The 26,897-nt window shown below is 41.4% G+C and carries 27 protein-coding genes and 2 pseudogenes; 28 read left to right on the top strand and 1 reads right to left on the bottom strand.

Annotated elements, in window-relative coordinates:
- The first annotated feature begins 589 nt into the window (after positions 1 to 589).
- The 24 genes and pseudogenes from H4J38_RS10590 to H4J38_RS10485 all read left to right on the top strand — a co-directional run bounded on the left by H4J38_RS10590 (position 590) and on the right by H4J38_RS10485 (position 20,037).
- Entirely contained in the window at positions 590 to 1,300 is a 711-nt protein-coding gene (locus H4J38_RS10590) for a Crp/Fnr family transcriptional regulator (protein ID WP_182131747.1), read from the top strand.
- 351 nt (positions 1,301 to 1,651) lie between these two features.
- The gene (locus H4J38_RS10585) at positions 1,652 to 1,792 is read left to right on the top strand and encodes a hypothetical protein (RefSeq protein WP_182131746.1); all 141 of its coding nucleotides are present in this window, start codon (positions 1,652 to 1,654) and stop codon (positions 1,790 to 1,792) included.
- Positions 1,793 to 1,985: 193 nt separating this feature from the next.
- Positions 1,986 to 2,114, top strand: a complete 129-nt coding sequence (locus H4J38_RS17455; RefSeq protein WP_404842612.1) for an STAS/SEC14 domain-containing protein — start codon at positions 1,986 to 1,988, stop codon at positions 2,112 to 2,114.
- A gap of 159 nt (positions 2,115 to 2,273) precedes the next feature.
- Complete coding sequence (locus H4J38_RS10580; protein WP_182131745.1) at positions 2,274 to 2,561, top strand: coiled coil domain-containing protein; 288 nt, start codon at positions 2,274 to 2,276, stop codon at positions 2,559 to 2,561.
- Positions 2,562 to 2,607: 46 nt separating this feature from the next.
- A complete protein-coding gene (locus H4J38_RS10575) occupies positions 2,608 to 3,576 on the top strand; it encodes a PstS family phosphate ABC transporter substrate-binding protein (RefSeq protein WP_182131744.1) in 969 nt (322 codons plus the stop codon).
- A 398-nt stretch (positions 3,577 to 3,974) separates the two neighbouring features.
- A pseudogene (locus H4J38_RS17230) lies at positions 3,975 to 4,124 on the top strand (PRC-barrel domain-containing protein); the annotation flags it as partial.
- A 213-nt stretch (positions 4,125 to 4,337) separates the two neighbouring features.
- On the top strand, positions 4,338 to 4,799 hold the full coding sequence (locus H4J38_RS17225) for a PRC-barrel domain-containing protein (protein WP_259365500.1): 462 nt from the start codon (positions 4,338 to 4,340) through the stop codon (positions 4,797 to 4,799).
- Positions 4,800 to 4,856: 57 nt separating this feature from the next.
- Positions 4,857 to 6,548 carry an FAD-dependent oxidoreductase gene (locus H4J38_RS10565; RefSeq protein WP_259365489.1) on the top strand — a complete coding sequence of 564 codons (1,692 nt, stop codon included), beginning with the start codon at positions 4,857 to 4,859 and terminating at the stop codon, positions 6,546 to 6,548.
- Positions 6,549 to 6,582: 34 nt separating this feature from the next.
- Positions 6,583 to 6,738 carry a hypothetical protein gene (locus H4J38_RS10560; protein ID WP_182131741.1) on the top strand — a complete coding sequence of 52 codons (156 nt, stop codon included), beginning with the start codon at positions 6,583 to 6,585 and terminating at the stop codon, positions 6,736 to 6,738.
- Positions 6,696 to 7,790 (top strand): hypothetical protein, encoded by a 1,095-nt coding sequence (locus H4J38_RS10555; protein WP_310733467.1) that lies wholly within the window; start codon positions 6,696 to 6,698, stop codon positions 7,788 to 7,790. The genes H4J38_RS10560 and H4J38_RS10555 overlap by 43 nt, the downstream gene beginning before the upstream one ends.
- On the top strand, positions 7,791 to 9,008 hold the full coding sequence (locus H4J38_RS10550; protein WP_182131739.1) for an APC family permease: 1,218 nt from the start codon (positions 7,791 to 7,793) through the stop codon (positions 9,006 to 9,008).
- 74 nt (positions 9,009 to 9,082) lie between these two features.
- The gene (locus H4J38_RS10545; protein WP_182131738.1) at positions 9,083 to 10,417 is read left to right on the top strand and encodes an APC family permease; all 1,335 of its coding nucleotides are present in this window, start codon (positions 9,083 to 9,085) and stop codon (positions 10,415 to 10,417) included.
- 305 nt (positions 10,418 to 10,722) lie between these two features.
- Positions 10,723 to 10,899, top strand: coding sequence for a DUF302 domain-containing protein (locus H4J38_RS10540; protein WP_259365488.1), 177 nt, complete (start codon positions 10,723 to 10,725; stop codon positions 10,897 to 10,899).
- A gap of 368 nt (positions 10,900 to 11,267) precedes the next feature.
- Positions 11,268 to 12,209 carry an FtsH protease activity modulator HflK gene (hflK, locus tag H4J38_RS10535; protein ID WP_404842611.1) on the top strand — a complete coding sequence of 314 codons (942 nt, stop codon included), beginning with the start codon at positions 11,268 to 11,270 and terminating at the stop codon, positions 12,207 to 12,209.
- Positions 12,206 to 13,177 (top strand): protease modulator HflC, encoded by a 972-nt coding sequence (gene hflC, locus H4J38_RS10530; RefSeq protein WP_182131737.1) that lies wholly within the window; start codon positions 12,206 to 12,208, stop codon positions 13,175 to 13,177. Before hflK ends, hflC begins: the two co-directional genes overlap by 4 nt.
- 33 nt (positions 13,178 to 13,210) lie before the next feature.
- Positions 13,211 to 14,698 (top strand): 2-methylcitrate dehydratase, encoded by a 1,488-nt coding sequence (prpD, locus tag H4J38_RS10525; RefSeq protein ID WP_182131736.1) that lies wholly within the window; start codon positions 13,211 to 13,213, stop codon positions 14,696 to 14,698.
- Positions 14,699 to 14,823: 125 nt separating this feature from the next.
- Positions 14,824 to 15,030 carry a hypothetical protein gene (locus H4J38_RS10520; RefSeq protein ID WP_182131735.1) on the top strand — a complete coding sequence of 69 codons (207 nt, stop codon included), beginning with the start codon at positions 14,824 to 14,826 and terminating at the stop codon, positions 15,028 to 15,030.
- Positions 15,031 to 15,142: 112 nt separating this feature from the next.
- Positions 15,143 to 16,975 carry a copper resistance system multicopper oxidase gene (locus H4J38_RS10515; RefSeq protein WP_182131734.1) on the top strand — a complete coding sequence of 611 codons (1,833 nt, stop codon included), beginning with the start codon at positions 15,143 to 15,145 and terminating at the stop codon, positions 16,973 to 16,975.
- Positions 16,976 to 17,023: 48 nt separating this feature from the next.
- Positions 17,024 to 17,731 (top strand): copper resistance protein B, encoded by a 708-nt coding sequence (locus H4J38_RS10510; protein ID WP_259365487.1) that lies wholly within the window; start codon positions 17,024 to 17,026, stop codon positions 17,729 to 17,731.
- A 102-nt stretch (positions 17,732 to 17,833) separates the two neighbouring features.
- Positions 17,834 to 18,055 (top strand): annotated as a pseudogene (locus H4J38_RS10505) (DUF305 domain-containing protein); the annotation flags it as partial.
- Positions 18,052 to 18,789 carry a MauE/DoxX family redox-associated membrane protein gene (locus tag H4J38_RS10500; RefSeq protein ID WP_182131731.1) on the top strand — a complete coding sequence of 246 codons (738 nt, stop codon included), beginning with the start codon at positions 18,052 to 18,054 and terminating at the stop codon, positions 18,787 to 18,789. The pseudogene H4J38_RS10505 and the gene H4J38_RS10500, both read left to right, overlap by 4 nt.
- A gap of 52 nt (positions 18,790 to 18,841) precedes the next feature.
- Complete coding sequence (locus H4J38_RS10495; protein WP_182131730.1) at positions 18,842 to 19,135, top strand: hypothetical protein; 294 nt, start codon at positions 18,842 to 18,844, stop codon at positions 19,133 to 19,135.
- A 9-nt stretch (positions 19,136 to 19,144) separates the two neighbouring features.
- On the top strand, positions 19,145 to 19,324 hold the full coding sequence (locus tag H4J38_RS10490) for a hypothetical protein (RefSeq protein WP_182131729.1): 180 nt from the start codon (positions 19,145 to 19,147) through the stop codon (positions 19,322 to 19,324).
- A 305-nt stretch (positions 19,325 to 19,629) separates the two neighbouring features.
- A complete protein-coding gene (locus H4J38_RS10485) occupies positions 19,630 to 20,037 on the top strand; it encodes a hypothetical protein (RefSeq protein ID WP_182131728.1) in 408 nt (135 codons plus the stop codon).
- 297 nt (positions 20,038 to 20,334) lie between these two features.
- Here H4J38_RS10485 and H4J38_RS17220 read toward each other — a convergent pair whose 3' ends face one another.
- The gene (locus tag H4J38_RS17220) at positions 20,335 to 20,646 is read right to left on the bottom strand and encodes a hypothetical protein (protein ID WP_259365486.1); all 312 of its coding nucleotides are present in this window, start codon (positions 20,644 to 20,646) and stop codon (positions 20,335 to 20,337) included.
- Positions 20,647 to 21,251: 605 nt separating this feature from the next.
- On the opposite strand from H4J38_RS17220, the gene H4J38_RS10470 reads away from it, so the two are divergent.
- The 4 genes from H4J38_RS10470 to H4J38_RS10455 are packed head-to-tail and all read left to right on the top strand — an operon-like array spanning position 21,252 to position 26,533.
- Positions 21,252 to 22,988 (top strand): thiamine pyrophosphate-dependent enzyme, encoded by a 1,737-nt coding sequence (locus H4J38_RS10470; RefSeq protein ID WP_182131727.1) that lies wholly within the window; start codon positions 21,252 to 21,254, stop codon positions 22,986 to 22,988.
- Between the two features lie 58 nt (positions 22,989 to 23,046).
- On the top strand, positions 23,047 to 23,334 hold the full coding sequence (locus tag H4J38_RS10465) for a coiled coil domain-containing protein (RefSeq protein ID WP_182131726.1): 288 nt from the start codon (positions 23,047 to 23,049) through the stop codon (positions 23,332 to 23,334).
- Between the two features lie 60 nt (positions 23,335 to 23,394).
- A complete protein-coding gene (locus tag H4J38_RS10460; protein ID WP_182131725.1) occupies positions 23,395 to 24,003 on the top strand; it encodes a phospholipid-binding protein MlaC in 609 nt (202 codons plus the stop codon).
- Positions 23,987 to 26,533, top strand: a complete 2,547-nt coding sequence (locus tag H4J38_RS10455; RefSeq protein WP_220465509.1) for an RND family transporter — start codon at positions 23,987 to 23,989, stop codon at positions 26,531 to 26,533. Before H4J38_RS10460 ends, H4J38_RS10455 begins: the two co-directional genes overlap by 17 nt.
- Positions 26,534 to 26,897: the final 364 nt, after the last annotated feature.

Here is a 26,897-nt window from a genome sequence, read left to right as displayed (position 1 = left end):
TGAGTGATTAGAACAGCTCTTATATTGAAGTGCTAACGTGAGGGAAAAATTTGAGTGAGATAACTATATAAAACGTGTATCACAAGCCGGTAAGTTGCGAAAGTAACAATATCGGTTCGTTATAATGAAAAGTTAGTTATATCTCTTGGCAAACCACTGAATTGCGCGCATGATGGATATTCTTTCACCTATGTTAGCTAGCCGACATAATGATATTTGCTATTTTGTTATGCTAGTCTTTTGTCCATAGGTACTAATCCAAACAACTTCTCATATAAATCGTGTAGGTAACGATAATCGGCTACCAAATTACCCACTTAAGGGTGAAGCTGATAACAACACGAACAATCCTTACTGGCCGAAAGCGTAGTAACAACGTTTATGATGAATAGAAATAAAGTCACAAGCATTGATCCAAGTAAGAGAAAACTATTCTCATCTGTTCACATTTAACGTAAAGCAAAAATATTAATGGAGGAAGGATATATTATGAAGTTGCGAGATTTATCTCGTGTTCGCTACATTTGAGCTAAAAAATAAGAGTAAAGCAGAATTTTTAGTTTAAGGAAAAATGATTTTAAGGAGAAAAATGAATAGTCCCGCCGATAACAAATTATTAAAATTGTTGCCTGAAGCAAATAAAAATACAATATTCCCTCAGCTCAAACTTGTTAAGTTGCCTCTAGGGAAAGTGATATATGAATCTGGGGAAAATCTTACTTGTGTATATTTCCCTATAGATAGCATTGTTTCTCTCCTTTATGTTACCGAAAATGGTTCATCAGCTGAGATATCGGTTGTTGGTAATGAAGGCGTTGTTGGTATTGCTGTTTTTATGGGCGGGGAAAGTACGCCTAACAGGGCAGTTGTGCAAAGTGCAGGCTACGCGTATCACATGCCAGCTTCACTAATGCGTAAAGAATTTCATAATGACGTTACAATTCGTATGTTGCTGTTACGTTACACTCAAACATTAATTGCGCAAATGGCACAAACTGCTGTATGTAATCGCCATCACTCCATTGACCAACAACTTTGTCGCTGGTTACTACTCTCCCTAGATCGCCTAAGAACCAATAACCTAACGATGACCCAAGAGTTGATCGCAAATATGCTAGGCGTTAGAAGAGAAGGCGTTACCGAAGCTGCGGGAAAATTACAAAAGGAAGGGGTTATTACCTACAAGCGCGGCCATATAACCGTGACAGACAGAAGTAAACTTGAAACCCTGTGTTGTGAGTGCTATGAAGTGGTTAAACAAGAAACAGATAGGTTAGAAGAAATTTCTGCCATAGAATAAGTTAGCCTGCTGCAACGTGCGGAGCCTATTTACAATCTTTTATGTAAACTTCGCCAACCCTTATTCTAAATTTTCATCATATAAAGTGCACTATCGCACAGATACCTAAGCTAGTTTGACTTACACTTTACTTCTTAGCCTTTTACAGTGGCGTAATTGGCGAGAATGTAGAGGTAACTATGAAAACGTCAAATATTGATAAAAAATCTGTTATACAGAATCCCAGTGAACAAAAGTCTGTTGAAGTAGAAACTATTTCTATAGGGCAAAACCACAATTTCAATAATCGGTTAATAAACCTAAAAAGACATTATTAAAACACCTAAACATACAGAACTTTGGGAGTAACTAATGAAAAAATTAACGCAAGATCAAAAGCCTAGTGACAAAAAATCAGTTAAAGCTAAAGCCGCTAAAAAAGCTCATCCTGATATCATTTACTTAGGTCAGAAATATCAAGATCAGCAATCTGATATTAATGCCCAAAAGTAGCAATTTATAAAATATAGGTTTATGCATCTTATCCGGTACCTATCCATATTTACTCCTATTATTTTATCAGGAATTATCAATCGATCCCATTACCTAATGTTTGCTATTGAACAGAACTTCTTAATCCTTTAATGAGGAAATATCATGGGACGACGCAAAGTTGGCTATAGATCACTATAAGTCTTGGAATTAGATAGCGATTGTTACTGATAAAACGTGGATTAAATCAGCAAGTGATGTTTTTAAATTTGCTATTCCATGCCAACTAAAGGTGTTTAGTAACAAGCAATATGCTAAAGCCGAAATTTGGATAACCAACTAAGATTTCTCAACGTTAACAAACCTTATTTTCAAAGGCAGTAACCGGTTAGTTAGGCGGTAAATAGGCAGTAGAGCTTGAGTTTGTGAGGAGCCAGAAAATGCCTTTAAAGTTTTAAACTAGCCATTCAATCTAAATATAAACCAAGAAAGGAAAATAATAATGAACATGAAAGAAGCTTACCAAAAAAAACTGCAAGTGCAATTGGATGAGTTGAGTGCAGAGATCGTTAAGCTCAAGGCAAAAGCAGAAAAAGCTCAAGCCGGAGCACAACTTGAGTACTACAAACAAATCGAAGAACTACGTACCATGCAAGAAAGTGCTAACAGTAAACTTGTCAAACTTAAAGACGCCAGTGATGACGCATGGGAAGAACTCACTGCAGGTATTGATAATGCGTGGGACACGATCGGCAATAGTATTAAGTCGGTCACCTCCAGAAGAAAATAAAGCTATGCCCATCGGGTAATCTCCAGAGCCTAGCAGGAAAAATACTATGTTCAACAGCATTGTTGTGTTATTTAATTCTTACTGCCGTTCGACGGCGCGTATGTTACGGTCACAGATTTTGGTGCTACTTCCAGCGCTGCTCTGCATTTTCCTAGCACCGAGTTATGCAGCTTCTGAATCAAAACCACCGCCAAGCGGACATATCGTGGTCACTGGTTCTGTTTCTCTAGCGAATCTAATTAGTCTGTGGGCCGACGATTTTACTCTTCGCAACCCCCGTATTTCGATCACTATCGCGGATGCAGGCGGTGCAGTGGGTGTTGAAGCGTTACTCAACGGTAGCGCTAATTCCGCGCTTACGGATATGCCTTTGAGTCAGCATGAGAATGCGCGATTTATGGAGCACTTCGGCTATGCTCCCACTGTTTATCCGGTGGCTATGGACGGAGTGGCGGTATATGTCAGTTCACTAAACCCGCTAAAGCAAATAGCACTGCCACAGCTTGACGCTATCTACTCTGCCACTCTGCGTTGTGGTGCCGAGCAGCCCTTGCACAGCTGGCACCAATTGGGCGTGAAAGGAGGATTGAGCAATAAGCATATTACAGCTCTGGGGTTGACAGTCGCCAACGGCGCGTACCTGTTATTCAAACACGTTGCCCTGTGTGATGGCGATTTTAGTGCCAATTTCCAAGCGCTTGCTGGTCCCGCATCCGTGGTGTGGGCTTTGGTCGACAACCCAGCTGCTATTGGTTTCGCTAGTAGTGCGCGAGACTTGGCTGGTATCCGTGCGTTGGCGATCGCCCCACAGGTAGAGGAAACAGCGGTTACTCCCTCGATTCAATCAATTCAAAGCGGACGTTATCCTCTCGCGCGCAGGCTCAGTATGATTATCAATATCCCGCTAGGCCAAGATGCCGATCCAGCCGTACAGTCCTTTCTTAATTATGCCCGTTCTACAGCAGGTCAAGCGGTGACAACGAAGGCTGGTTATGTTCCACTGCCAGAGCATTAGCTAGGCTTGTTACATAGTTATTATATGTAAAATCTGAGCAGAGCTTCCGCATCCTGCTCAGGCTAAGTACCTGCATCCATGCAGGTAACAAAGAGTAAGACGCTTTTAGTCAAATCCTTCGAGAAACGCTTGATGGCTATTTTTACTGCGTTACCCCACATGGATGTGGGGTAATGACATTGCAGGAGCACAAAGCTTTATAGCCTTTTTATGTGAAACAACCACACAACAAAGACTTTGCCTTGTATCAATAGTCAATAATTTTCTGTAACAGTAATTTCGACAGAACAACAGCTTCTAATGTTCGCAAGCGCACCGACAGAGTTACCAATTCAGTGTATTAATATTCTATATCTAACCCTGTTTGACTATTTTATATTTGAAGGAGAAAAGATCTCATGTTACGAACTATTAAAAATCTAGAAGGCTATATTATCCAAGCGACAGATGGCAACATTGGTCATGTCACAGATGTCTATTTCGATGACAAAACTTGGTGTGCTCGCTATCTCGTTGTTGACACAGGTACTTGGCTTTCGAGTAGAAAAGTACTGATATCGCCTATATCTATAGGCATACCGAACTGGGCGGATAAGCTGTTACCTGTTTCGATCACAAAAGACCAAGTCGAGAATAGCCCAGACATCAATACCCAAAAGCCAGTCTCTCGACAGCAAGAAATCGAGTTATTCGAGTACTACGGCTATCCATATTATTGGGGAGGTTATGGTATGTGGGGCGGAGGTATGTATCCGAGTATGATGTTAACGAGGCACGACGGCTTTGTTTCGCCACCCCATGATGAAGATCCACAAGTGACGAAGGATTCTAAAGCCGAACAGCACCAAGATGACGACATACATCTGCGTAGTTGTCAGGCGATAATCGACTACCACATTCATGCTACCGATGGTGACATCGGCCATATAGAGGGGCTGCTTATCGATGAAGATACTTGGGCTATTCGATACATGATAGTTAATACAAGTAACTGGTGGCTTGGTCATCAAGTACTTATTCCTCCACATTGGATTCAAGATATAAGTTGGGCTGATGCTAAGGCGTCTGTCAATCTGACACGACATGAAGTGAAAGACGCTCCGCCGTATAACGATTCAATGCAAGTGGATCGTAAGGCGGAAATGGTTATCTACAATCATTATGAACGCCCCGGTTATTGGCTGGATGATGATAAAAGTGACACTGCAAAGCCACAGCCTTAGTGGCGCGTTAAAAGCGACTGACGATAATGTTAGAGGTAAAAAATGGTAGCCGAATCTATGTCTAATTCCACAGAAGTGAAAAGTAAAAGTGTCGCTGTTTTTGGTGGCGGTATTTCCGGACTCACGGTAGCGCATGAATTTTCAAAGCTTGGCTATAAAGTCAAAGTGTACGAGGCAAATCCTGATGCCGGCGGTTTTTTTAGAAGTGCCAGAAGGAAAGAAGATCAGGATATGCCTTCTGAATACTCTTGGCATGGAATGGGCCCTTGGTATAACAATTTTTTTGAACTCATCAAGGAAATTCCCTTTGATAAGCACTCCAATCTCTATGACAACATTCTTTCACGGCCCGTAGAATTTGGCTTGGCGCCTAATGCAGGTACGGCTAATTTTGGTGATTCTAATTCTAGCAATGTCGATGTGAAAAACCTCTTTAGTATGACGAGCAAAGAAAAATGGCGTTGGAGCTGGCTGATGCTAAAGGCCTGGTGTTCCAATACTCGCAGTAGCCATAAATACAGCACTATTAAGGCTAAAGAAGCTTGGCGACCTTATTTATCCGCCTCAACTCTTAGTACTTGGAGTTCCACTTTTGGTCCTTGGGTGGGCTCTGATTGGTGTCATGTTTCTTTTCATCATGTCGCCCATTTTTTCCGGAAGCAATTAGTCACCAAGTATTCATATCGTCATCATGGCGATAGTGAAGGTGGACCTTGGGATCATAAGGCTCGGACAGGATGGCTGCTTTTGAACGGCCCCAGCAGTGAGGTTTGGTTTGATAAGTGGGTCGATTACCTGAAGCAACAGCAGGTTGAGTTTTATTGGCAGGCCCCACTTCATCGTTTACGTTTTGAAGAAAACAAGATAACAGCAGCAGAACTAGCCAATGGAGAAACCGTTCAGGCCGATATCTATGTGCTTGCAGTGAACCCATTTTGTGCGGCAGATATTTTGAAGCGAACGCCGCTTTTAGAAAATAAACCGCAACTCAATCTTTTTAGAAACCTTGTACAACAGGGACCTCACACTCAGGTATCCTTTAGAATTGGCTTCAAAGAAAAAATGCTTTGGTCGCGAAAAAGGTCTGCGCTTGTACTTTCAGATTCCGCCTTTAACCTGACACTTTTTTCTCAGGAACAAGCATGGGGAAAGCGTAGTGCTCTGGGACAAGATATTCAATCACTGTGGACAGTCACCGCTTGTGTATCAAAGGTTCAGGGGCCAGTGCATGGCCTTTGTTTGGAAAAATGTACGGAGGAACAATTCCTTGATGAAGTGTTATTTCAATTAAAACAGAGTTATGCCTTAGATGAGCTGGTGAAAAATGCTAACGACGGCAAAAGCTGGCAAGATTTTACCATTGTTAAGATCAAAGTGTGGCATGAATGGGAATTTTCTCCTAAAGGAATAAAAACGTCGCAACCCAAATGGGTAAACGCGACAAACACCCAGCAATATATGCCCAAGCAAAAGACGACAATATCTAACCTAGTTCTTGCGGGTGCTCACACCAAAACAACGGCGGATGTTTGGAGCATCGAGGCTGCGGTCGAGAGTGGGAAACTTGCGGTAAAGGTCTTTGAGCCACAAGTAAAAGTTACTTCACAGTCAAACCTTCTGGTGTTGAAAGTCCTTGGGAAAATTGATGACTTTCTTTATTACTGCAAACTTCCTAACGTGTTGGATGTTGGTTTAATATTAATTGTGATCTTATCGGTGAGCACAATAGCCTTTGTGCTTGCCGGATAAAAATTCCTTCTGCAAAAAACTAAAAGGCGGGTGTATGAGTAACCATAAAGATAAAAAATTCCATTATCAAAAAGATAGTCTGACATTTGTTGGGGCAACCTCGCTTGGTATTTTGGCCTTTACAAAGCATAAAGCAGGTGCTGAAAAATGGATGTTCAATTTGCTAGTAACAGTATTGGTGCGATGCTGAATTTTCAAACATTTCCCTTCTGGCTAAACATAATATTATTTATATTAGCCGGCGTGACGGTATGGATCTCTGGAACACGCTTAACTGCCTATGCAGACATCATCTCTGATCGTAAAAATTGGGATAAAGCGAGTATGGGATTTATATTTCTCGCCCTTGCGACACAACTCCCAGAAATAGTCACTAACACTACAGGTGCTTTACATGGTAATGGGGAACTTGTTTTAAATGCTATGTTTGGCGGTATGACGATGCAGACTGCTGTTCTTGCCATCGCCGATATATTCATTATTGGCACGACGACTTTGAGTTTTGCGGCGCGAAAGTCTATCAACCTGCTTCAGGGCGTCGTATTGATCTTGCTGCTATCTTTGGTTTTAGTCGCAACGATGCTAGGTGATACCGTTGTGTTTTGGCACATAGGAGCAAGCCCTATTTTATTAGCTATCTTGTACATACTAGCAATCTTTATGTTTTTAGATTATGGGAAAAACAATGGTTGGAGTGTCGTAAATTTTTCTGAAGATATAAAACAAAAAGCCAACCCAAAGGATAAACGAGCTAAAGACTCACATACTACCAAACAACTTTATTTATTCAGTGGTCTTGCCAGTTCAGCGATACTCATTGCAGGTATATTACTCGTGCAAACAGCGGAATCTATCGCGACACAATCAGGCTTAGGAGCAAGCTTTATCGGTGTAACCTTACTAGCAAGTAGTACCTCTTTGCCCGAACTTAGTGCGAGTATTGCTGCGGTACGTTTGGGTGCGCAGAGTATGGCCATATCCAATATCTTTGGCAGTAATCTTATTATGATATTTTTACTTTTACCTGCAGATATGTTTTACCTCAATGGCGCCATACTCAATAGCGTGAACGACTCTGCAAAATTTGCGCTTGTCTCAGGCATCGTTGTCACGGCTATTTATGTTATTGGACTTATTGTCAGAAAATCTCAAACCTTTCTCCGAATGGGGATGGACTCCATAGCCGTTTTGATTATTTATATCACCACGCTTTACATACTCTACACATTAAGAGGTGTATAAATGTCAGAAACAAAACTCAATCGTTCCATATCACTGCCCATGCTGATCCTTTATGGACTAGGCACTATGGTCGGCGGAGGGTTTTATGCCTTGCTTGGAGAGATTGCCGAAGAGGCCGGACTTTTTATGCCGTTGGCTTTTTTACTTTCAGGGGGATTGGCATTTATCAGTGCCACCTCTTTTGCTGAGTTATCATCGCGGTTTCCTTTTAGTGCAGGTGAAGCGCGCTACACTCAGGAAGGATTTTCAAGTAAAAACTTCTCTACGCTTGTTGGTTGGTTGGTTATTGTAACTGGGATTGTTTCAGCAGCCACTATCACCGTTGCTACGGCTGGTTTTATACAAGACTTTATATCTGTCTCGCAAACACTTACGATACTTTTTTTAGTGCTTGGTATGGGTATTATTGCAGGGTGGGGGATTGGAAAATCCGTCGCTTTTGTTGCCATTATAAGTGTCATACAAATAGGCGCATTAGTCTACATTGTCTTTGTTGCCGGAGACAGTTTACAAGCCTTATCAAGTAGATGGACCGAACTCTTTATCCCGACAAATAGTACCGTTTGGCTGGGTGTATTTTCAGGCGCATTTTTAGGATTTTATGCTTTTATCGGTTTTGAAGATATGGTCAATATGGCTGAAGAGGTCAAAGATGTCAGAAAAAATCTACCGATCGCCATCTTAGTGTGTATTGTCCTAACGACTCTTTTATACATAGTGGTATCTACCATCGCTGTGTTAACCGTATCGACTCAGGTGCTCTCATCTAGTAACACACCCGTTGCAGAAATTTTGCGCGGGCACGGCGATTTTTCTATGAAAATATTGGGAATTGTCAGCATTTTAATTATTAATGGCGCATTAGCACAGATTATTATGGCTTCACGTGTTATTTATGGTTTATCTGAAAAAGACCAAGCACCGACTTTTTTAGGAAAGATCAATGCTAAAACCCAGACACCGCTTCGTGCAACCGCTCTCATAACCGGCATTGTGCTGGTTTTAGCCACCTTTTTCCCGCTACAAACCTTAGCAGAGTCTACCAGTTTTATTATCTTGATAATTTTTGCCATCGTAAATCTCTCTCTTTGGCGTATTAAAGGAAGGGAAAACCTTGATAGTAAGCAGAGAATATCCTTTCCTCGTTGGGTCTCACTCTTTGGTTTTATAACTTCTATTGTAGTCATACTATTTCAGGCGTGGCAGAGGTTTATTTAACACGTCCTTTGCTAAGTATTAAAGGTGGAAACAGTCCTTTTTACTTTTTTAGTGGATAAAAATAAGGATTAATTATGAATAAAGACGAAGATAGAAAACAACACTATCGTAAAGATAGCCTGACCTTAGTTGGTGCGGTTGCGCTTGGCACTGGCGTTATGATTGGGGCAGGCATATTTGCTTTGACAGGGCAGATGGCTCAGATGACAGGGAGTCTTTTTCCCCTGGCTTTTCTTTCGGCTGCGGTGGTTGTCATATTTAGTGCATACTCTTACGTAAAAATGTCGAATGCCTATCCTTCTGCGGGTGGAATTGCCATGTACCTAAAAAAGGCTTATGGCAGCACAGTGACAACTGCTTTTCACTCCCTGTTGATGTATTTTTCTATGGTGATAGCCCAAAGTTTTCTGGCGCGTACCTTTGGCACATATACATTACAGCTTTTTGATATCGACGATAGTAGCTTGTTGGTACCAACATTGGGTGCAGGATTGTTACTGGTCGCATTTGTGATCAACTTGTCCGCAAACAAGATGATCGAAGGTGTCGCATCAGTGCTTGGTTTTATCAAGATTGGCGGTATCGTTTTGTTCGGTATCGTAGGCGTAATAGTGGCTGATACAGTAGAAGTTAATGTCTCAACAGTCAGTTCTGACGCTTCAGTGACAGGTTTTATTGGTGCAACCGCGCTGGGTATTTTGGCCTTTAAGGGTTTCACCACGATCACTAATAGTGGCTCAGAGTTGAAAGACCCTCACCGAAATGTCGGCAGAGCCATCATGATCTCAATCGCTTTATGTGTGGTGATTTATGCGCTGGTGGGCTTTTCTGTCTCAAGTAACCTGACACTTGAGCAAATCATCGAAACCAGAAATTACTCATTGGCCGCCGCCGCAAGACCTGCACTGGGTGAATATGCTGTCTGGTTTACGGTTGTTCTGGCTATGTTAGCAACAGCAGGCGGGGTCATCGCCAGCATATTTGCGGTTTCTCGGATGTTGGCAATGCTGACTGAAATGAAACTCGTTCCCCATAGCCATTTTGGCATGCCTGGTAGTATCCAAAAGCATACGCTTGTCTACACAGTCGTTTTAGGTTTGCTGTTAACGATATTTTTTGATCTGACGCGTATTGCAGCTTTGGGCATCATCTTTTATCTGATTATGGATATCGCGGTACATTGGGGAATATTGCGAAATCTGCGCGATGAAATTGATGCAAGACTTAGTATTCTGGTCGTCGCCATTATCCTTGATCTGATTGTTCTGGCTGGCTTCATCTGGATAAAGATAAACAGCGATCCATTGGTGGTAGGTGTCGCTGGTGTTGTAATGCTGGCTATTCTGCTTGTCGAGGTCCTGTTTTTACGACATAACCCTATCGAGCCAAAAGACCACAAACATGCTTGAAGGTAAGCAAACGCTATACACCTTCGCAAACTGGCCGAGATATTACTCGTGCCAGAATTTGTCAAAGATGAGAGTGGATCATACAGGGCGGCATTGCAGAGTAGATTGAGTTTCTGTCATGTGTTCCGGTTCGTGTTTAAGACACTAAATCTCTCCATATCATTTGCAAAGTTGTTTATGTTGAATCTCTAACTATCTGGTTAATACAGCAGCGGGTTTATTTTCATTTTCCAAAACGGCTATAACGTCTTCGCCATCGAGTTGACCGCCGGAGAGACTATGCGCGATGCCGCACCGATATCGGGTTGCTGCTGCCTTGTAATGTAGTGGTGCGCGAAGAAGCCAACGGCACAATTACTGTTTCTTTTATGGATCAGGAAGCTGTAATGCAAGTGGTGGATAATCCCGATATTCAAGAATTAGGCAAAGAAGTAAAAGGATTATTACTACGTGTGTCAAACAGCCTTAATAGTGACGATTAACTGAGCAATTACGACAACAATATCTACTAAATCTATCATTAATCAATGATTAAACTGCTTAGCAATAAAAGCGCGCCAATGGTTTATAAAAATTTCTCACAAGCGCTGTAAGTGCCTTACCGCACAGAGACTATAAGATCTATTTTGTATCATTGAATTATTAACTATCTGGTTATTGACACAAGATATTTTCGACATCACCAACAAAGTGAGAAGCAATGTCTACATCAAATGAAGCGAGTAAAAAAGAAGACACTAAGCGAGAAGTGGCTATGGAAAAAGCAGGGAAAACTTTGTTTAGCGCTATTCAAAAAGGGTTACCTACAGGGAAAATCAAAACCGTACTAAGTGTTTTTATTGTGCTATTGATCGTATTTACGGGTTACACCAGCTTATATACGGTGCCTAGTGATTCCGTAGCGGTAGTACTGAGGTTTGGTAAATTTGAGGTGATTAAGCCATCGGGATTACACTTCAAAGTCCCTTTAGGTATCGACCAAGTCAATATAGTCCCCACTAAGCGGCAACTAAAGCAAGAGTTCGGCTTTTCTACGCCCGGCGCTACTGATCCCGATCAAAATATTACTCCGAATCGCTTTTATATGTCGGATAAGTCTAAAGTTGACTTATTAAGTAATCAGATAGGGGAAACCCAAATGGTGACTGGCGATTTAAACACAGCCTTAGTCGAATGGGTGGTTCAATACCGTATTGCCGACCCCAAATACTATTTGTTTGAGGTGCGTGATCCTGCTGGTACCCTGCGCTACGTATCAGAATCTGTCATGCGGGAAGTGGTAGGAGATCGCACTGTAGATGAAGTGATAACTATTGGTCGGCAAGAGATTGAAGTAGAAGCTTTAAGCAAGATGCAGGCACTATCAACAAAATATGTGATGGGAATCCGTATTGATCAAGTACAACTAAAAAATATAAACCCACCACAAGCAGTGCAAGCCTCCTTTAACAAGGTCAACCAAGCTCAGCAAGAGAAAGAAAAACTAATAAACGAAGCGCGCCGCGAATACAACAGAGTTATTCCTTTAGCTGAAGGAGAACGCGATCAGCGCATTCGAGAGGCCGACGGGTATCGATTAAAACGAATAAACGAAGCCGAAGGAAATGCACTTCGTTTCAATGCATTGTTTGCCGAGTATATAAAAGCGCCCGAGGTAACGCGTAGACGTCTTTATTTAGAAACCATGCAAAAGGTGATGCCACAGATCAGTAATAAAATCATCATTGACAGCAAGGCGCAAAGCGTTCTGCCACTTTTAAACTTAACAACAATTAAGGAAGCAACACAATGAAACAGTTTCTATGGTTAGTAAGTGCCGTAGCATTGGTGTTTATTGTTGTATCGATAAATAGTGCACTGTATACGGTGAATGAAGTAGAGCAAGTGATCATTACACAGTTCGGTAAACCCGTTGGAGAGCCTGTTATTAATGCGGGTATTAAACTAAAAATTCCTTTTATTCAGCAAGTCAACTCTATCGAAAAGCGCGTATTGGAATGGGAAGGCACACCATCAGATATGCCCACTAAAGATAAACTGTATATTTCTGTAAGTTTGTTTGCCCGTTGGCAGGTTACTGACCCTTTACAATACTTTTTGCGTTTGGGCGATGAACGCAGTGCGCAATCAAGGCTAGATGATATTTTTGGTAGTGAAACACGAAATGCCGTCGCCAAACACGAATTAATTGAGATTATTCGCACATCTAAAGACCGTCAGCCACTCAGAGATTCATTACTGACCGATGCTGAAAAAGCACAAGATATTGGCAGTTTAGTGCCTATACATAAAGGTCGATTGTTGGTTGAGCAAGATATCTATAATGCGGCGGCAGAAAAGGTCAAAGTGTTTGGTATTGAACTGCTCGATATTCGTTTTAAACGCATTAATTATAATGAAAGTGTGCGGCCCAAAATTTATGAACGCATGATCAGCGAACGCCTACAAATAGCTGAACGCTTTTTATCAGAAGGCAAAGGTGAAGCTGCTCGAATTCATGGTAACCGTGAACGAGACTTAAACAAAATACAATCGGAAGCTTATCGTCAAGTAGAAGAAATTCGTGGGCTAGCCGATGCCAAAGCAGCAGACATTTATGCTGCAGCTTATAATCAAAATGAGGAGGCAGTAGCGTTTTATGCGTTTACACGCTCATTGCAAACCTATGAGATAGCCATTAGTCAAAATACTACTTTGCTGCTATCGACCGATAGTGAATTGTTTCAATACTTGCAGCAAACGCAAGTTGAAAAGAAGTAAACACAAGATAAATTAAACGAAGAAGGATACAAAATGAGTAGTAATGCAGATATTAACAATCGGCCCGACTATGATCATGTCATCCAAGATATCGCTGATTATGTATTAAACTTTGAAGTCTCTAGCGAGGAGGCACTCGACACCGCGCGTAACTGTTTACTAGACACACTAGGCTGTGGACTGCTAGCTCTGCGCTTCCCTGAATGCACAAAACATCTTGGACCTATGGTACAAGGAACGTTTGTGCCAAATGGTGCCAGAGTGCCTGGAACATCGTTGAAGCTCGATCCGATAAAGGCCGCGTGGGACATTGGTTGCATCATTCGCTGGCTTGATTATAACGACACTTGGTTAGCCGCTGAATGGGGACATCCTTCGGATAATTTAGGTGGCATATTGGCGGTGGCGGATCATTTGTCTCAAGTTAGGTTATCTAAAGGTGATCGGCCTCTTATGATGCGAGAAGTACTTGAAGCCATGATCATGGCGCATGAAATTCAAGGTGTTATTGCGCTAGAAAACTCTTTTAATCGTGTTGGCTTATGCCACGTATTATTAGTGCGAGTTGCCTCAACTGCGGTTGTCACTAAAATGATGGGCGGCAATCGAGAGCAAATTATGGCGGCTATTTCTCACGCGTGGGTAGACGGTTCTGCACTGCGAACGTATCGACACGCACCAAACACCGGTTCTCGTAAATCTTGGGCGGCTGGCGACGCTACCTCAAGAGCGGTTCGTTTGGCTGATATGTCAATGCGTGGTGAAATGGGCATACCAAGCGTATTAACAGCTGTGCAATGGGGATTTTATGATGTCTCTTTCTCGAAAACAAACCAAAACCAAGCACTTAAGCCTGAGGCTGAACGTCAGTTTTCGTTTTCCCAAAAATATGGAACGTATGTGATGGAAAACATTTTGTTTAAGATTTCCTTTCCATCGGAGTTCCATGCACAAACCGCTGCAGAAGCGGCAGTTATTTTACATCCTCTGGTAAAAACTCGCTTAGCGGATATTCAGCATATTGTGGTTCGCACACATGAATCGGCTATTCGCATAATTTCAAAATCAGGTTCGCTTGCCAACTCTGCAGACCGTGACCATTGCTTGCAATACATGGTTGCCGTTCCATTAGCGTTTGGAGGGTTGAGGGCCGAACATTATGAAGACGAATTTCACGCTGCTCATCCCATCATTGATGAACTGCGCGACAAAATGGAAATTGTCGAAGATAAGCGTTTCTCGGCAGAATATTTAGAAGCAGATAAACGCTCTATCGCTAATGCCATTCAGGTATTCTTTAAAGATGGCAGTAGCACTGAAGAAGTGCTTGTGGAATACCCGCTAGGTCATCGCCGCCGCCGTGAAGAAGGCATACCGTTGTTACAACAAAAATTCAAAGCTAATTTAGCATCACGTTTTCCACACCAACAATGCAAAAAGATATCCACGCTTTGTAAAGATCAAGCTGCCCTTGAGAGGACGCCAGTAAACCGCTTTATGGATTTATTTGTGATCGCTTAGATTAGAGCAGGTGGTTAGTTTACCCAGACATTTGCATTGCGACATTTGCGGTCATATTGCTAGTTTAGCATCGGCCGATGACTTCAAGACAAACGATTAACGAAACACAACGAATGAGAACTAACATGACAGATCAAAAAGAACAGAGTATCGCGAATTTTGCGGCCTTAAAAACCTCTATAGTAAATGGTGAAGAACAGTCGGTAAAAGAATTATTGGCAAACCGACCAATGCAAGAGCTCGAAAAAAGCTATCTCATTGACTTAGCGAAACTTAACAACAACCGCACCATCTTAAAGTTACTTGAAGATATTCCCATAAAAAAAATGTAAATACTGTTATCACAACCCAATATCACACTTAAGATCACGTAACTGACACAAATTGTTGGCTACAAGTCGATCGGCAGTGCCAAGTTAAATGTTAACTTAAAGGAGGCTTGCTATGCGAAACAGCAACCAAATTGATAGACGTCGTTTTATTAAAAAAGTGGCTAGCACTACAGGAGGGCTTGCACTTCTTGGTCAAGTTCCTGCGCTTTGGGCGAGACCGGAAGGTCTCACCAAAGGTAATCAACTGAGGCAGAGCTTCGGGGATGGTGTGGTTAGTGGTAATGAAATTAATTTATCAATCGATCAACAAACCATGCAAATTGCTGGTGGTACAGGCCGCCCGATTACACTAAATGGGACCTCACCTGGTCCTTTAGTGCGACTTAAAGAAGGCCAGCAAGCAAGAATTAATGTAACTAATAACTTGCCAACTAGTACATCTATTCACTGGCATGGCATTATTCTGCCATACACTATGGATGGTGTGCCTGGCGTTGCTTTTCCTGGTATCGCGCCAAACTCAACGTTCAAATATGAATTTGAAGTAGAGCAAAATGGTACTTACTGGTACCACAGTCATTCAGGCTTGCAAGAGCAATCTGGACACCTTGGTCCAATGATAATAGATCCTGCCGATGGTGATATTGGAGCTGACCGCGAGCACGTTATCTTATTGAGTGACTGGACATTTGAGGATCCCCATGCTGTTTTCAGAAACCTAAAGGTTGCCGAGGGTTATTACAACTATCAGCAGAGAACTATTGAGGACACTGTTGCTGACGTTAAGAAACAGGGCTTCATTAATGCGTTTAAGGAGCGTGCTGTTTGGGCAAAAATGCGCATGAATCCAAGAGATATTTTGGATGTAACCGCTTCTACTTACACCTATTTAATCAACGGAAGAGATGCGTCTGACAATTGGACTGCATTGTACAAGCCAAATGAAAGTGTGCGGCTGCGCCTTATCAATGGGTCCGCCATGACTTATTTCGACTTTCGTATACCTGGATTGGAAATGACGGTGGTCGCCGCTGATGGTCAACCTGTCAAACCCGTTACGGTTGAAGAAATCCGCATTGCAGTGGCTGAAACCTACGATGTCATCGTTAGACCAAAATCAACCAACACTTACACCATGTATGCCGAGAGTATGGATAGAAGCGGGTACGTGAGAGCGACACTTGCGACTGAACTTGGCAAACAAGCCAATATACCTGAGCTGCGGTCAATGCCTGAAAGGGGAATGGCTGCGATGGGCATGGGTGACATGTCCTCGATGCAAGGGATGGATATGGAAAATGAGAAGCCGATGCAAGGAATGAAACAGGGATCCAAGATGGCGATGGACGGCCAGATGCCTGGTATGAGCAGTCAATCTCAGGACCACACTACGATGCATAAAAAAGTGGTGCCAGTGGATAACATACCGATTAAACATAGCGCAGATGGTCATGGTGTCGGCGCATCTATGATTGCAAAAAATCCGTCAAGTCGATTTGATGAACCAGGGATCGGTTTAGAAAATGTGGAGCATAAGGTACTTGTTTACGCTGATTTAGTCGGCGCCAAAGAATGGCCAGATGATCGCGAACCCACGCAAACTATTGAACTGCATTTAACGGGCAACATGGAGCGTTATATGTGGTCCTTTGATGGCAAAAAATTTAGTGAGGTTAACGGCCCTGTCAACTTTAGGTATGGCGAAAGAATTCGTCTTATTTTAGTGAATGATTCGATGATGGACCATCCCATTCACCTCCACGGCATGTGGATGGAGCTTGAAAATGGCAATCATCCTCGCCCTCGAAAACACACTGTCAGCCTCAAGCCAAGTGAAAAGGTTTCAATGTTGATCACCGCTGATGCACCAGGAAACTGGGCGTTCCACTGCCATCTTTTGTATCACATGGATGCAGGGATGTTCAGAGTCGTTTCGGTTGCTTAGGAGTATGTTATGAAAAAATTAATGTTATCAATATTGGTAAGTACAGTCATGAGCGGAAATGCATATGCACAAGCAACTCCTGAAGATTGGCCTGAGCCTGTAAAGGAAATCTCTAACTACATTGTGGTCTTTGATCGTTTTGAAGTCGCCCGAACTAATTCCGAAGAAAACATCGGGGTGTGGGACATGATGGGTTGGTATGGCGGGGATACTTACCGCATATATGTCAAAAGTGAGGGGGAGAACAAACAAGATGATGGCGAAACCACCGACATTGAACGAGCAGAAGTGTTAGTTAGTAAGCTAATAGCCCCTTATTGGGAGATACAAGGAGGCCTAGGCACGTCGGGAACATTGTCGAGTAACTCAAATATGGAAAACTATGCTGTTATCAGTTTGTACGGTATGGCCCCTTATCAATTTGAGATAGATAGCTCCTTAATACTCAATGAAGACGGCGATGTGCGCTTTGCAGTGGAAGCCGAATACGAAATCAACGTCACCCAGACTTCATTTCTGCAACCTCGAGTCTCGTTAGCGGGTTCAATTACAGAGTCTGAACGTTTTGAACGACCTTCTGGCTTTAATTCATTGCGACTTGGACTGAGATACAGATATGAATTTGCTAGAGAGTTTGCGCCATACATTGGCGTCTACTGGAGCCGTGAATTAGGTAATAGTGCGGATAAAGCTCGGCTCGAAGATGAATCAGTCAGTGAAACCGGACTTGTAATAGGCGCTCGATTTTGGTTTTAGGTTGATGATGAAGAACTAAAAAATGGAATTGATAAGCCAATTATTAGTCGGCTTTGTAACAATAGGTGTTGCGACTACCAGCCTTATCTTGTGTTAGTTAATATGATCCCGCACCATTCTATTGCTATTTTAACCAGTGGTAGAGCGAATATCGAAGACAAGCGGGTAAAAGATCTTGCTAACGCCATCATAAAAGCACAAGAAAGAGAGGTTATGGAAATGAAATGGCTACTAGAAGACATCGAAGCAAATGGTTTTGCAGATACAGAGCAAAAAGCGAAGAAGCGTCCAATGCCTGATTTACATTTAGGAGCAAAAATATGAAAAACACAGCAAAACTGTATCGCATGTTCACTGACCAGCACATCTGTCCTTATGGATTGCGCTCGAAAGACTTACTTGAGAGAAAAGGCTTTGATATTGAAGATCACAGGCTAAGTTCACGTGAAGAAACCGAAACGTTTAAGCAAGAACATAATGTTGAAACTACGCCTCAGACTTTCATCGATGGCAAGCGTGTGGGTGGTTACGATGAACTAAGGGCGTATTTTGACCTGCCGCCAGCAGTGAAAACTGGTACCACTTATACCCCTGTCTTGGCTATTTTTGCCACCGCTTTTGCGATGGCATTGGCCGCGGTGTATGCCTCATCAGGTACTATTATGTCACTCAAAGTGATTGAGCTGTTTGTCGCTTTCAGTATGACTATTTTGGCAATTCAAAAATTACGTGACCTATATGGCTTTTCTAACTCGTTTATTACCTACGATTTATTAGCCATGAAACACCTGCGTTATGCCTATATTTATCCCTTTGCCGAAGCGTTCGCGGGTATCGGTATGATTGCGGGTTTATCAGGTTATGTCGTGGGCCCGGTATCACTATTTATCGGCACGGTAGGCGCCATTTCGGTATACAAAGCAGTGTATTTAGATAAGCGAGAACTCAAATGTGCTTGCGTCGGAGGAGACAGTAATGTTCCCCTCGGGTTCGTATCTTTAACGGAGAATCTGTTTATGGTCGGGGCCGGTGTTTGGATGTTATGGAAACAGATGTAACTAGTATATGTAACCTATACCCTGTACTCATTTTATTAATACGGAGTGAATTATGAAAACATTTAATATTTTTTTGTTAGGACTACCGTTATTACTCTTTTCTACTTTGGTCTTTACTGCAAGTGAGCACTTAGAAGAAGGCGGAGAACAAGGAACAGTGGGCGAAAGGGTAATGGCTATGCAGGATACTGATACTATCCAGGTAACGCTGAATGACCAGATGAAAATACTGTTCAATGAAGAACTTTCAGAGTTTGAGTCAGGCAGTGTTATTCAGTTTGTAGTTTCGAATGAGGGGAGAATCCCTCATGAATTTTCTATCAGTAGCCTGGAAGAGCAGGAATAACATGCCGAAATGATGCGCAAGATGCCTAAAATGGTGCATGACGATGAGGATGGAAATACATTAACCATTCAGCCTGGTGCCATTGAAACCATAACGTGGCGCTTTGAAGGTGATGAAATGGTTGTTTTTGCCTTCAATATTCCTGGCCATTTTGATGCTGGCATGTTTAAAAAAATAGAATTGAAATAAACAGGTTTAAAAAATGCAGCCTGATGCAATTCATATATCTATTCTTATTAAGGGTAAATATTCGCCATCCATACTGACTGTTGTAGGAGAATAATTAATGTCCAGGACAATACACAGAAGCATAATGCAATGTTTTTTCCAGGCTACCATGACTTTGTCTACCACAACCCTGCGCATAACATGGCAGGGATGAAAGGAAAAATCGAACTGAATAGTAACCATGAAAAACAGATTGATCTTATTCAGAAAATCTAGTCAGGAAAAGATTCGATTATCGAAAAATTAAGTTAATAAGGAATCAAATCATGAACAAATATTTGTTGATGGGCTTCATTGGAGGGGTGACGTTTTTAGCAGCTAATGTCGCAGCAAAAGAGGTAAGTCTCGACACGGGAGAAACATACCGCCAGGGAGACCTCACCGTCACCTGTGGCCAGCAGTTAACTGAGGATGAACCTCTGGCTCTCAATGACTGCCAATATTGGGACGATTTTAATAAAAAATGCTTGTTTGAAAAAAAGACTTATATCTACAAAAATCTCCAATGCGTTGAAGAATGTCAGTACTGGGAAAAGTTCAATAACACCTGCCATTATCAGACAAAGTGTTTTTTCTCCCCAGCACAAAAGACATTTGTGCGAACCACATGCGATAAGTTTGACGACTTCAATAATACCTGTGTGAAAACACATGATATAAAAATAGTGCATTGATACAAAAAAAGGCGTCAAGTTCTCGTCTGACTCAATTTCAATAAATTAATAAGAAATAAAATACCCGAACCAGTGCATCAAGTCAGACGGCAAGAACTATCTTACGTGCAAGAGTTGGGTTGAGAAACTGGAGGGCGCTCGCGATGAAATAGTCACCCGTTGGGGCGAAATGCTTTATCGACGGTTACGGCTGTATCTCTGGGGATCGGCGCAGGCTTTTCTCAGTCACGAAATGGATGCGTATCGGGTAGTTCTGGAGTTTCCAAATGACAGCGTAAGCAGCAGCGACGAAAGCAGTTAGTCGGTAGCAAGGCTTTGTAAGGCGTCGGTGATCTCACTCATCCGCGCCGACGTCACCCTACCGTGAACCTGTGATATCAAGTTACCGTTCTTATCCAGAACAACAATCACTGCTTCTACGCTATCAGACGGCACACCCAACGCGCCTTCCATAATCTGAGAGTTGAGGATCCAAGTTTGATCGTGGTAGCGCTTCGGGACTTTCTCCTTGGCTCGCTCAATGGCGTCTTCTTCCGACATAAAGAACGGTAAATCGACGGCCAGTACGTCGCGAACCCGATATTTACTTTGATCTATCTTTGAGCGCAAAGTCTTAACCCATTCTCGAGTGGATTCTGCGGCATTGCCAGACGGGGTAAGTATGAGTAGGGTCGGTTGACCTATCAGTTTTTCGCTGTCGACTTTTTCTCCGCTAAGGGTCGTCGCCGTAAACGACGGCCAGGGTCCTTCACCTGCGTTAACTAGTGGCCCACATTGTATTAGCAGTACGAGTAGAGTCAGTATTGGAATGCGTCGGGATTTCGAGCTCCAAAGTACTGATGTTATAAATGCTGTTGTTATAGTTATCCTCGATGTCATCGTATTTTTCAACTCAATTGTTGTGAATGTGGCGGAGTGAAGCTTCTGCGCAGCCATAAATTGACAAAAGTGTGATAACAAATATAACAACAGGGGTAAGTCCATAATATTTATGCGAAAAAAACTCCATCACTATTTCTTCAAATAATGTTGTTATTCCTAGTTTTTAAGTCGTTGCTAAAAATTTGTCACTATTTGTCCAAGCTGTAACTAACACTTATACAATTATAATGTCGACAATGAATGTGTTGGTCTGTGTGGTATCGCACAGACTAATATAGGCCGATATAGAAAAATTGGTTATGTCACGAAAATTAATAAACTTGGAGTGATTAATGTCAAAAAATGTATCAGAACATTTAGTAGAAATGCTGGTAGAAGCCGGTGTTAAAAGAATTTACGCGGTGACTGGTGACAGCCTTAATCCGGTTAATGATGCTGTGCGAAGGGATGGTAGACTGCATTGGATCCATGTCAGACACGAGGAAGCTGGAGCCTATGCTGCTTCTATGGAAGCTGAGTTAAATGGCATTGGCTGTTGTATGGGCAGCAGTGGCCCTGGACATGTTCATTTAGTTAATGGACTTTATGATGCTAATAGAGCTGAAAACCCTGTCATTGCAATAGCGTCAACCATTCATACTGAAAAAATGGGATTGGATAACTTTCAAGAAACAAGACCAGAATCACTTTTTCAAGATTGTTCAAAATATGTCTTTTTAGCGAATACGCCTAAACAAGCTATCAATGGTTTGCAAACGGCTATTCAGCATGCCATCAGCAAGAAAGGGGTTGCTGTTCTAGGTCTTCCCGGTGATGTAGCTTCAGCAAGTATAGAATCTGTTCATACCGCGAATAAAAATTTTTATACCCAGCCTAGAATAACCCCAAGCCATGAACAGCTTAAAGAACTAGCAAGCGTCATTAACGAGGATGAAAAAGTGATGCTGTTTTGTGGTCATGGTTGTCGTTATGCCGTTGAAGAAGTAATGCAATTGGCAGAAATGCTTAAGGCTCCTTTGGGATATAGTTTTCGCGGGAAAATATTTTTTGAACGTAAAGAAAATCCTTATGCCGTTGGGTTAAATGGGCTGCTAGGCAATAAATCCGGTTTTGAAGCAATGCATCAAGCCGATGTCCTTTTAATGTTGGGCACTGACTTTCCGTATAGTGAGTTCCTGCCTGAAAAATGCAAAATTATTCAAATAGATACTAAACCCGAAAAGTTAGGGCGTAGAGCTAAAGTGGACTTTGGTTATTGTGGTGATATTAAATCAACCCTTGAAGATCTCATGCCTTTAATTGAAGTTAAATCGTCCACTGATTTCCTTGATAAAACCCGTGCTCTGCATCAAAAAATTGAAGCCACCTATGAAAGCTATGTGGAAGATAAGGGTTCTGAGAAAAACATTCACCCGGAATATGTTGCCTACTTGGTGGATAAATTAGCCGATGACGATGCTATATTTACCGTTGATACTGGTATGAGTGCCGTGTGGGCCGCTCGTTATTTAAAGGCGGGAGCCAATCGCTACCTAACCGGTTCCTTTAATCATGGCTCTATGGCGAATGCAATGCCTATGGCTATTGGGGCAGGCTTATCACAACCAGACCGACAAGTGATTGCTTTTTGTGGCGATGGCGGTATTTCAATGCTTTTGGGCGATTTAATGACGATTAGCCAATATCAAATCCCCGTAAAAATCATCATCTTTAACAATCGATCTTTAGCGATGGTTAAACTTGAGATGCGCGTAGAAGGTTATATGGACTGGCAGACGGATATGGTTAATCCTGATTTTGTAAAATTGGCTGAGGCAATGAACATTGCTGCATGGGAAGCTAAGGAATCTAAAGAGGTGGAATTAGCACTGTCAAACGGCTTCAAACATAAGGGGCCTGCGATAATCAATATTTTTACCGATCCCAATGCCTTAGCAATGCCGCCTTCACTTAACTTTAAACAAGTGAAAGGTTTTGCACAATCCATGGCAAAACTAATGGTGAATGGAAAATTTGCTGAAATAGTCGATACGACAAAGAACGATCTAAAATACCTACGGGAATTATGATAATGCATTATGAATACAGCCTTTCAATTTTAATATAAATCACAAAAGGAGAATAATAATGAACATTAAAGAAGCTTACCAAAAAAAACTGCAAGCGCAATTGGACGAGTTGGGCGCAGAGATCGACAAGCTCAAAGCAAAAGCTGATCAAGCTGAAGCCGATTTACAACTTGAGTACTACAAACAAATCGAGGAACTGCGATCGATGCAAGAAGCGGCCAACAGTAAACTTTCTGAACTTAAATACGCCAGCGACGATGCATGGGAGGATTTAAAAGTACGCATGGATAGTGCATGGAACTCGCTCAACAATGCGCTGAAATCGGCTACAGCCAGATTCAAATAAACAGAATGCTCACCGCGCCATAATGAAACAAACAGTAGGGTATTAATAGCAGAGGTTTAAATGAAGTTAGTAAAGGCAATATTTTCACGAATCGTTTTGATACTTATTAGTATTTCGGTAGCCAACGCTGGCGTTCATGATGAGCAAAAAGTACTTGGGCAAGTAAAGTCCGCAACCAACAATATATTAGCTATATTGGTTGATCCTATGCAATCTAAAAATGTTAAATCAAACAAAATATTTTCAATTGTTAATGGCTTAATTGACTTTGATCTTATGGCTAAACTCAGTATTGGCAAGAGCGTATGGAAAGAATTCAATCCAAAACAAAAAAAAGAGTATCTCGGACTATTTGTTGAGCACTTTAAGTTATCGTACCTTAAAACAATGTTTGCCTTTCAACAGCAAGAAATTGTCGTCGAAAAAGCCGAACAATATAAACCAACACGAATTGCTGTTACCACTTATATTCTTGAATCGAACAATAGCGTCAAGTTGTTGTATAAATTTTACCAAAAAAAAGAAAACGTTTGGCTAGCCTATGATATCAGGGTGGATGGAGTAAGCGTTGTACAGATTCAACGTTCTCAATATAAAGAGCTATTAAATACCTACTCAATCGATGAATTTATAGAAAAACTAAGACAAAATAATGAATCAAAACAATAGTGTAAACTTAGCCTCCATGATTAGGACATTTTATGGCCGTATGGTTATAGAATACCCTTATCGAGTCTTACTTCTTGTTTTACTCATTGTGGCAATAATAGGCAGTCAGGCATTCAATATTAAGATAGATGCTTCAGCTGAAACCTTGCTGCTCAAAAACGATAAAGATTTGGCCTTTAGCCGAAAAGTTAATAGTAACTACTATAATCCTGACTTTTTAATCGTTACCTATTCTCCCAAAGAAGGTCAATTACTGGATAAAATAGTCTTGAAAGATATTGAGCAACTTGCCAGTGATATCAAAAAACTTGAATTAGTTGAAAACGTTACGTCAATACTCAGTGTTCCATTACTTCAGACACTCAGCCAACCATTGTCTGAGCTGCTAAAAAATGTTCAAACATTAAAATCAATCAGCTTTGATGAAAATACGGCTAAGAATAAAATTAAGGAAAAGATTAAGCATGAGTTCTTATCAAGCCCACTCTATCAGCAGAATTTAGTCAGTGATGATTTCAAGACGACAGCCATTCAAATATTTTATAAGCAAGATCAATCCTATTTCGAGCTACTAAAACAACGTAACCAGTTGTTAGAGCAAAAATTAACTAATGGGTTAACAGGCGTGAGTCAAAAAATACTCGTTCGTAAAGAGTCAGAGCTTGCCAATCACCGAGAAAACTTTCGTAAAAAGAACCATCAAACGATTAGCCAAATACGAAAAATTCTAAGCAATCATCAGGATAAAGCCGTTGTTTTTCTTGGCGGAATTAATATGGTAGCGGATGACATGATTAGTTTTATTCGAGATGATTTAAAGTTATACGGTAGCACCCTGATCGGACTATTAATTCTTGTGTTGTTTATTGTTTTCCGCCAAATGAGATATGTCGTTATTCCAATATTAATTTCTAGCCTGTCAATCGTCGTTACCGCCGGACTACTGGGTTATTTTGGCTGGGAAGTCACGGTTATTTCTTCAAATTTCATCTCAATCCAACTCATAATGACCATGTCTCTAGCGATCCACCTTTGTGTACGCTACCGTGAACTAGTCAGAAAAAAGGAAAGTGCTTGCCAAAAAAAAATAGTGCTTGAGGCAACCTTGTCGATGTTTTTACCTTGTCTTTTTGTCGTGTGCACAACGATTACCGGATTTAGTTCGCTGGCCATTAGTAATATTTTACCCATCATGAATTTTGGTTGGATGATCAGTGCGGGCATGGTTATTTCTTTCATCATTGCTTTTTTAGTTTTCCCCGCTGCAATGAGCTTATTAGATAAAAAAACAGTCTTCTTGGGTTTTGAAAAAAACATTAGCTTGATCAGTCAACTTGGCAGTATTGCTGAAAAATATCGAGTGAGCATTATTCTCTCAAGTGTTGCATTGCTCCTGTTCAACGCTACTGGCGCAAATCGGTTGATTGTAGAGAATAGCTTCATTAATTATTTTAAAAGCGACTCTGAAATATATCAGGGCATGAAAGTGATTGATACATCGTTAGGCGGAACGACACCATTGGACGTTATCATTGATTTTCCTGAGTATGAAAAGAGTAAGAACGAACCATTAGATCCCCAGTCTGAACCAGCTACATTTTTCGATGAGTTCGAAGCTGAATTCAAAAGCGAAGAAAACGATCACGCCTATTGGTTTACTGAGTTTAAGATGAAGCGAATCGAAGCGGCTCATAACTACCTTAACTCACTAGAGCACACCGGAAAAGTGCTTTCTTTTGCCAATATATTAAAGCTTGGCCGAGATATAAACGATGGTGAATCGCTTGATAATCTAGAACTTGCGCTGCTTTATAAAAAAATGCCAAAGGAATTTCGTGATGTGACCATTACGCCTTATCTCGATTTAGAACATAACCAAGTTCGGTTGACCACGCGTATTGTTGATTCTAATAAAGACTTACGACGAGACGCATTACTCAATAAGATTAGTCAGGAGTTGGCAGGTGAAGCTGATATTGAACCTGATAACGTTCACCTTTCTGGCATGATGCTGCTTTATAACAACATGCTACAAACACTCTTTGACTCTCAAATAAAAACACTAGGTTTGGTGGTGTTTGTTTTGAGTATCATGTTTTTGATATTATTTAGATCGATCAAAATCGCTTTGATTGCCATGTTGACAAATATTGTAAGTGTATCGTTTGTTTTTGGCATAATGGGCTGGGTAGGGATCCCGCTTGATATGATGACGATTACTATCGCTGCTATCGCCATGGGCATTGCGGTTGATGATACCGTTCATTATATTCACCGCTATAAAAAGGAATTCGAACTAAAACGCGATTATTTAAAAGCTATACACCTAACTCATAGCAGTATTGGCTACGCTATTCTCTATACTTCTATGACCATAGTGATTGGTTTTTCGTTATTAATGTTTTCTAACTTTGTACCCACTATCTATTTTTCTCTACTAACAGTTTTAGCCATGATCATCGCCTTGTTTGCCGATTTACTGTTGCTTCCGGTGTTATTGGTTTGGTTCAAACCTTTTGATAAAGTTTGACCTCAATAGTGATAATTATTTCTGCGTATAATGCTACTTTTTAGTGCTTAGCCATTGAAAAATAAATTAAATATAATTTATCGAATCTGGCCAATTCCCTTTAAGTCGTGCTCCAGACACAGTCGATTCACAACATGGTATGTACCTTTATGTTGTGAAATTCTCGGCTGTAAGCAACTCCTAAAAAAGTCCCTTGTCATGAAAGGCAGAAAGTTCTATAAATGTTCGGCTGCGAACAGATGAGATCTCTTAAATAATATATTCTACTCTCAATGTTGGCTTGACTTGTGACGAACATTCTTCCGGTTATTTTGGCATGAAATATATCGGGCGATACCGTGAGTGATATTGGGTAAAGAGACGC

The organism is Colwellia sp. BRX10-3 (assembly GCF_014077505.1).
Lineage (GTDB): Bacteria > Pseudomonadota > Gammaproteobacteria > Enterobacterales > Alteromonadaceae > Cognaticolwellia.
This window is presented reverse-complemented; position numbering and strand designations above follow the sequence as displayed.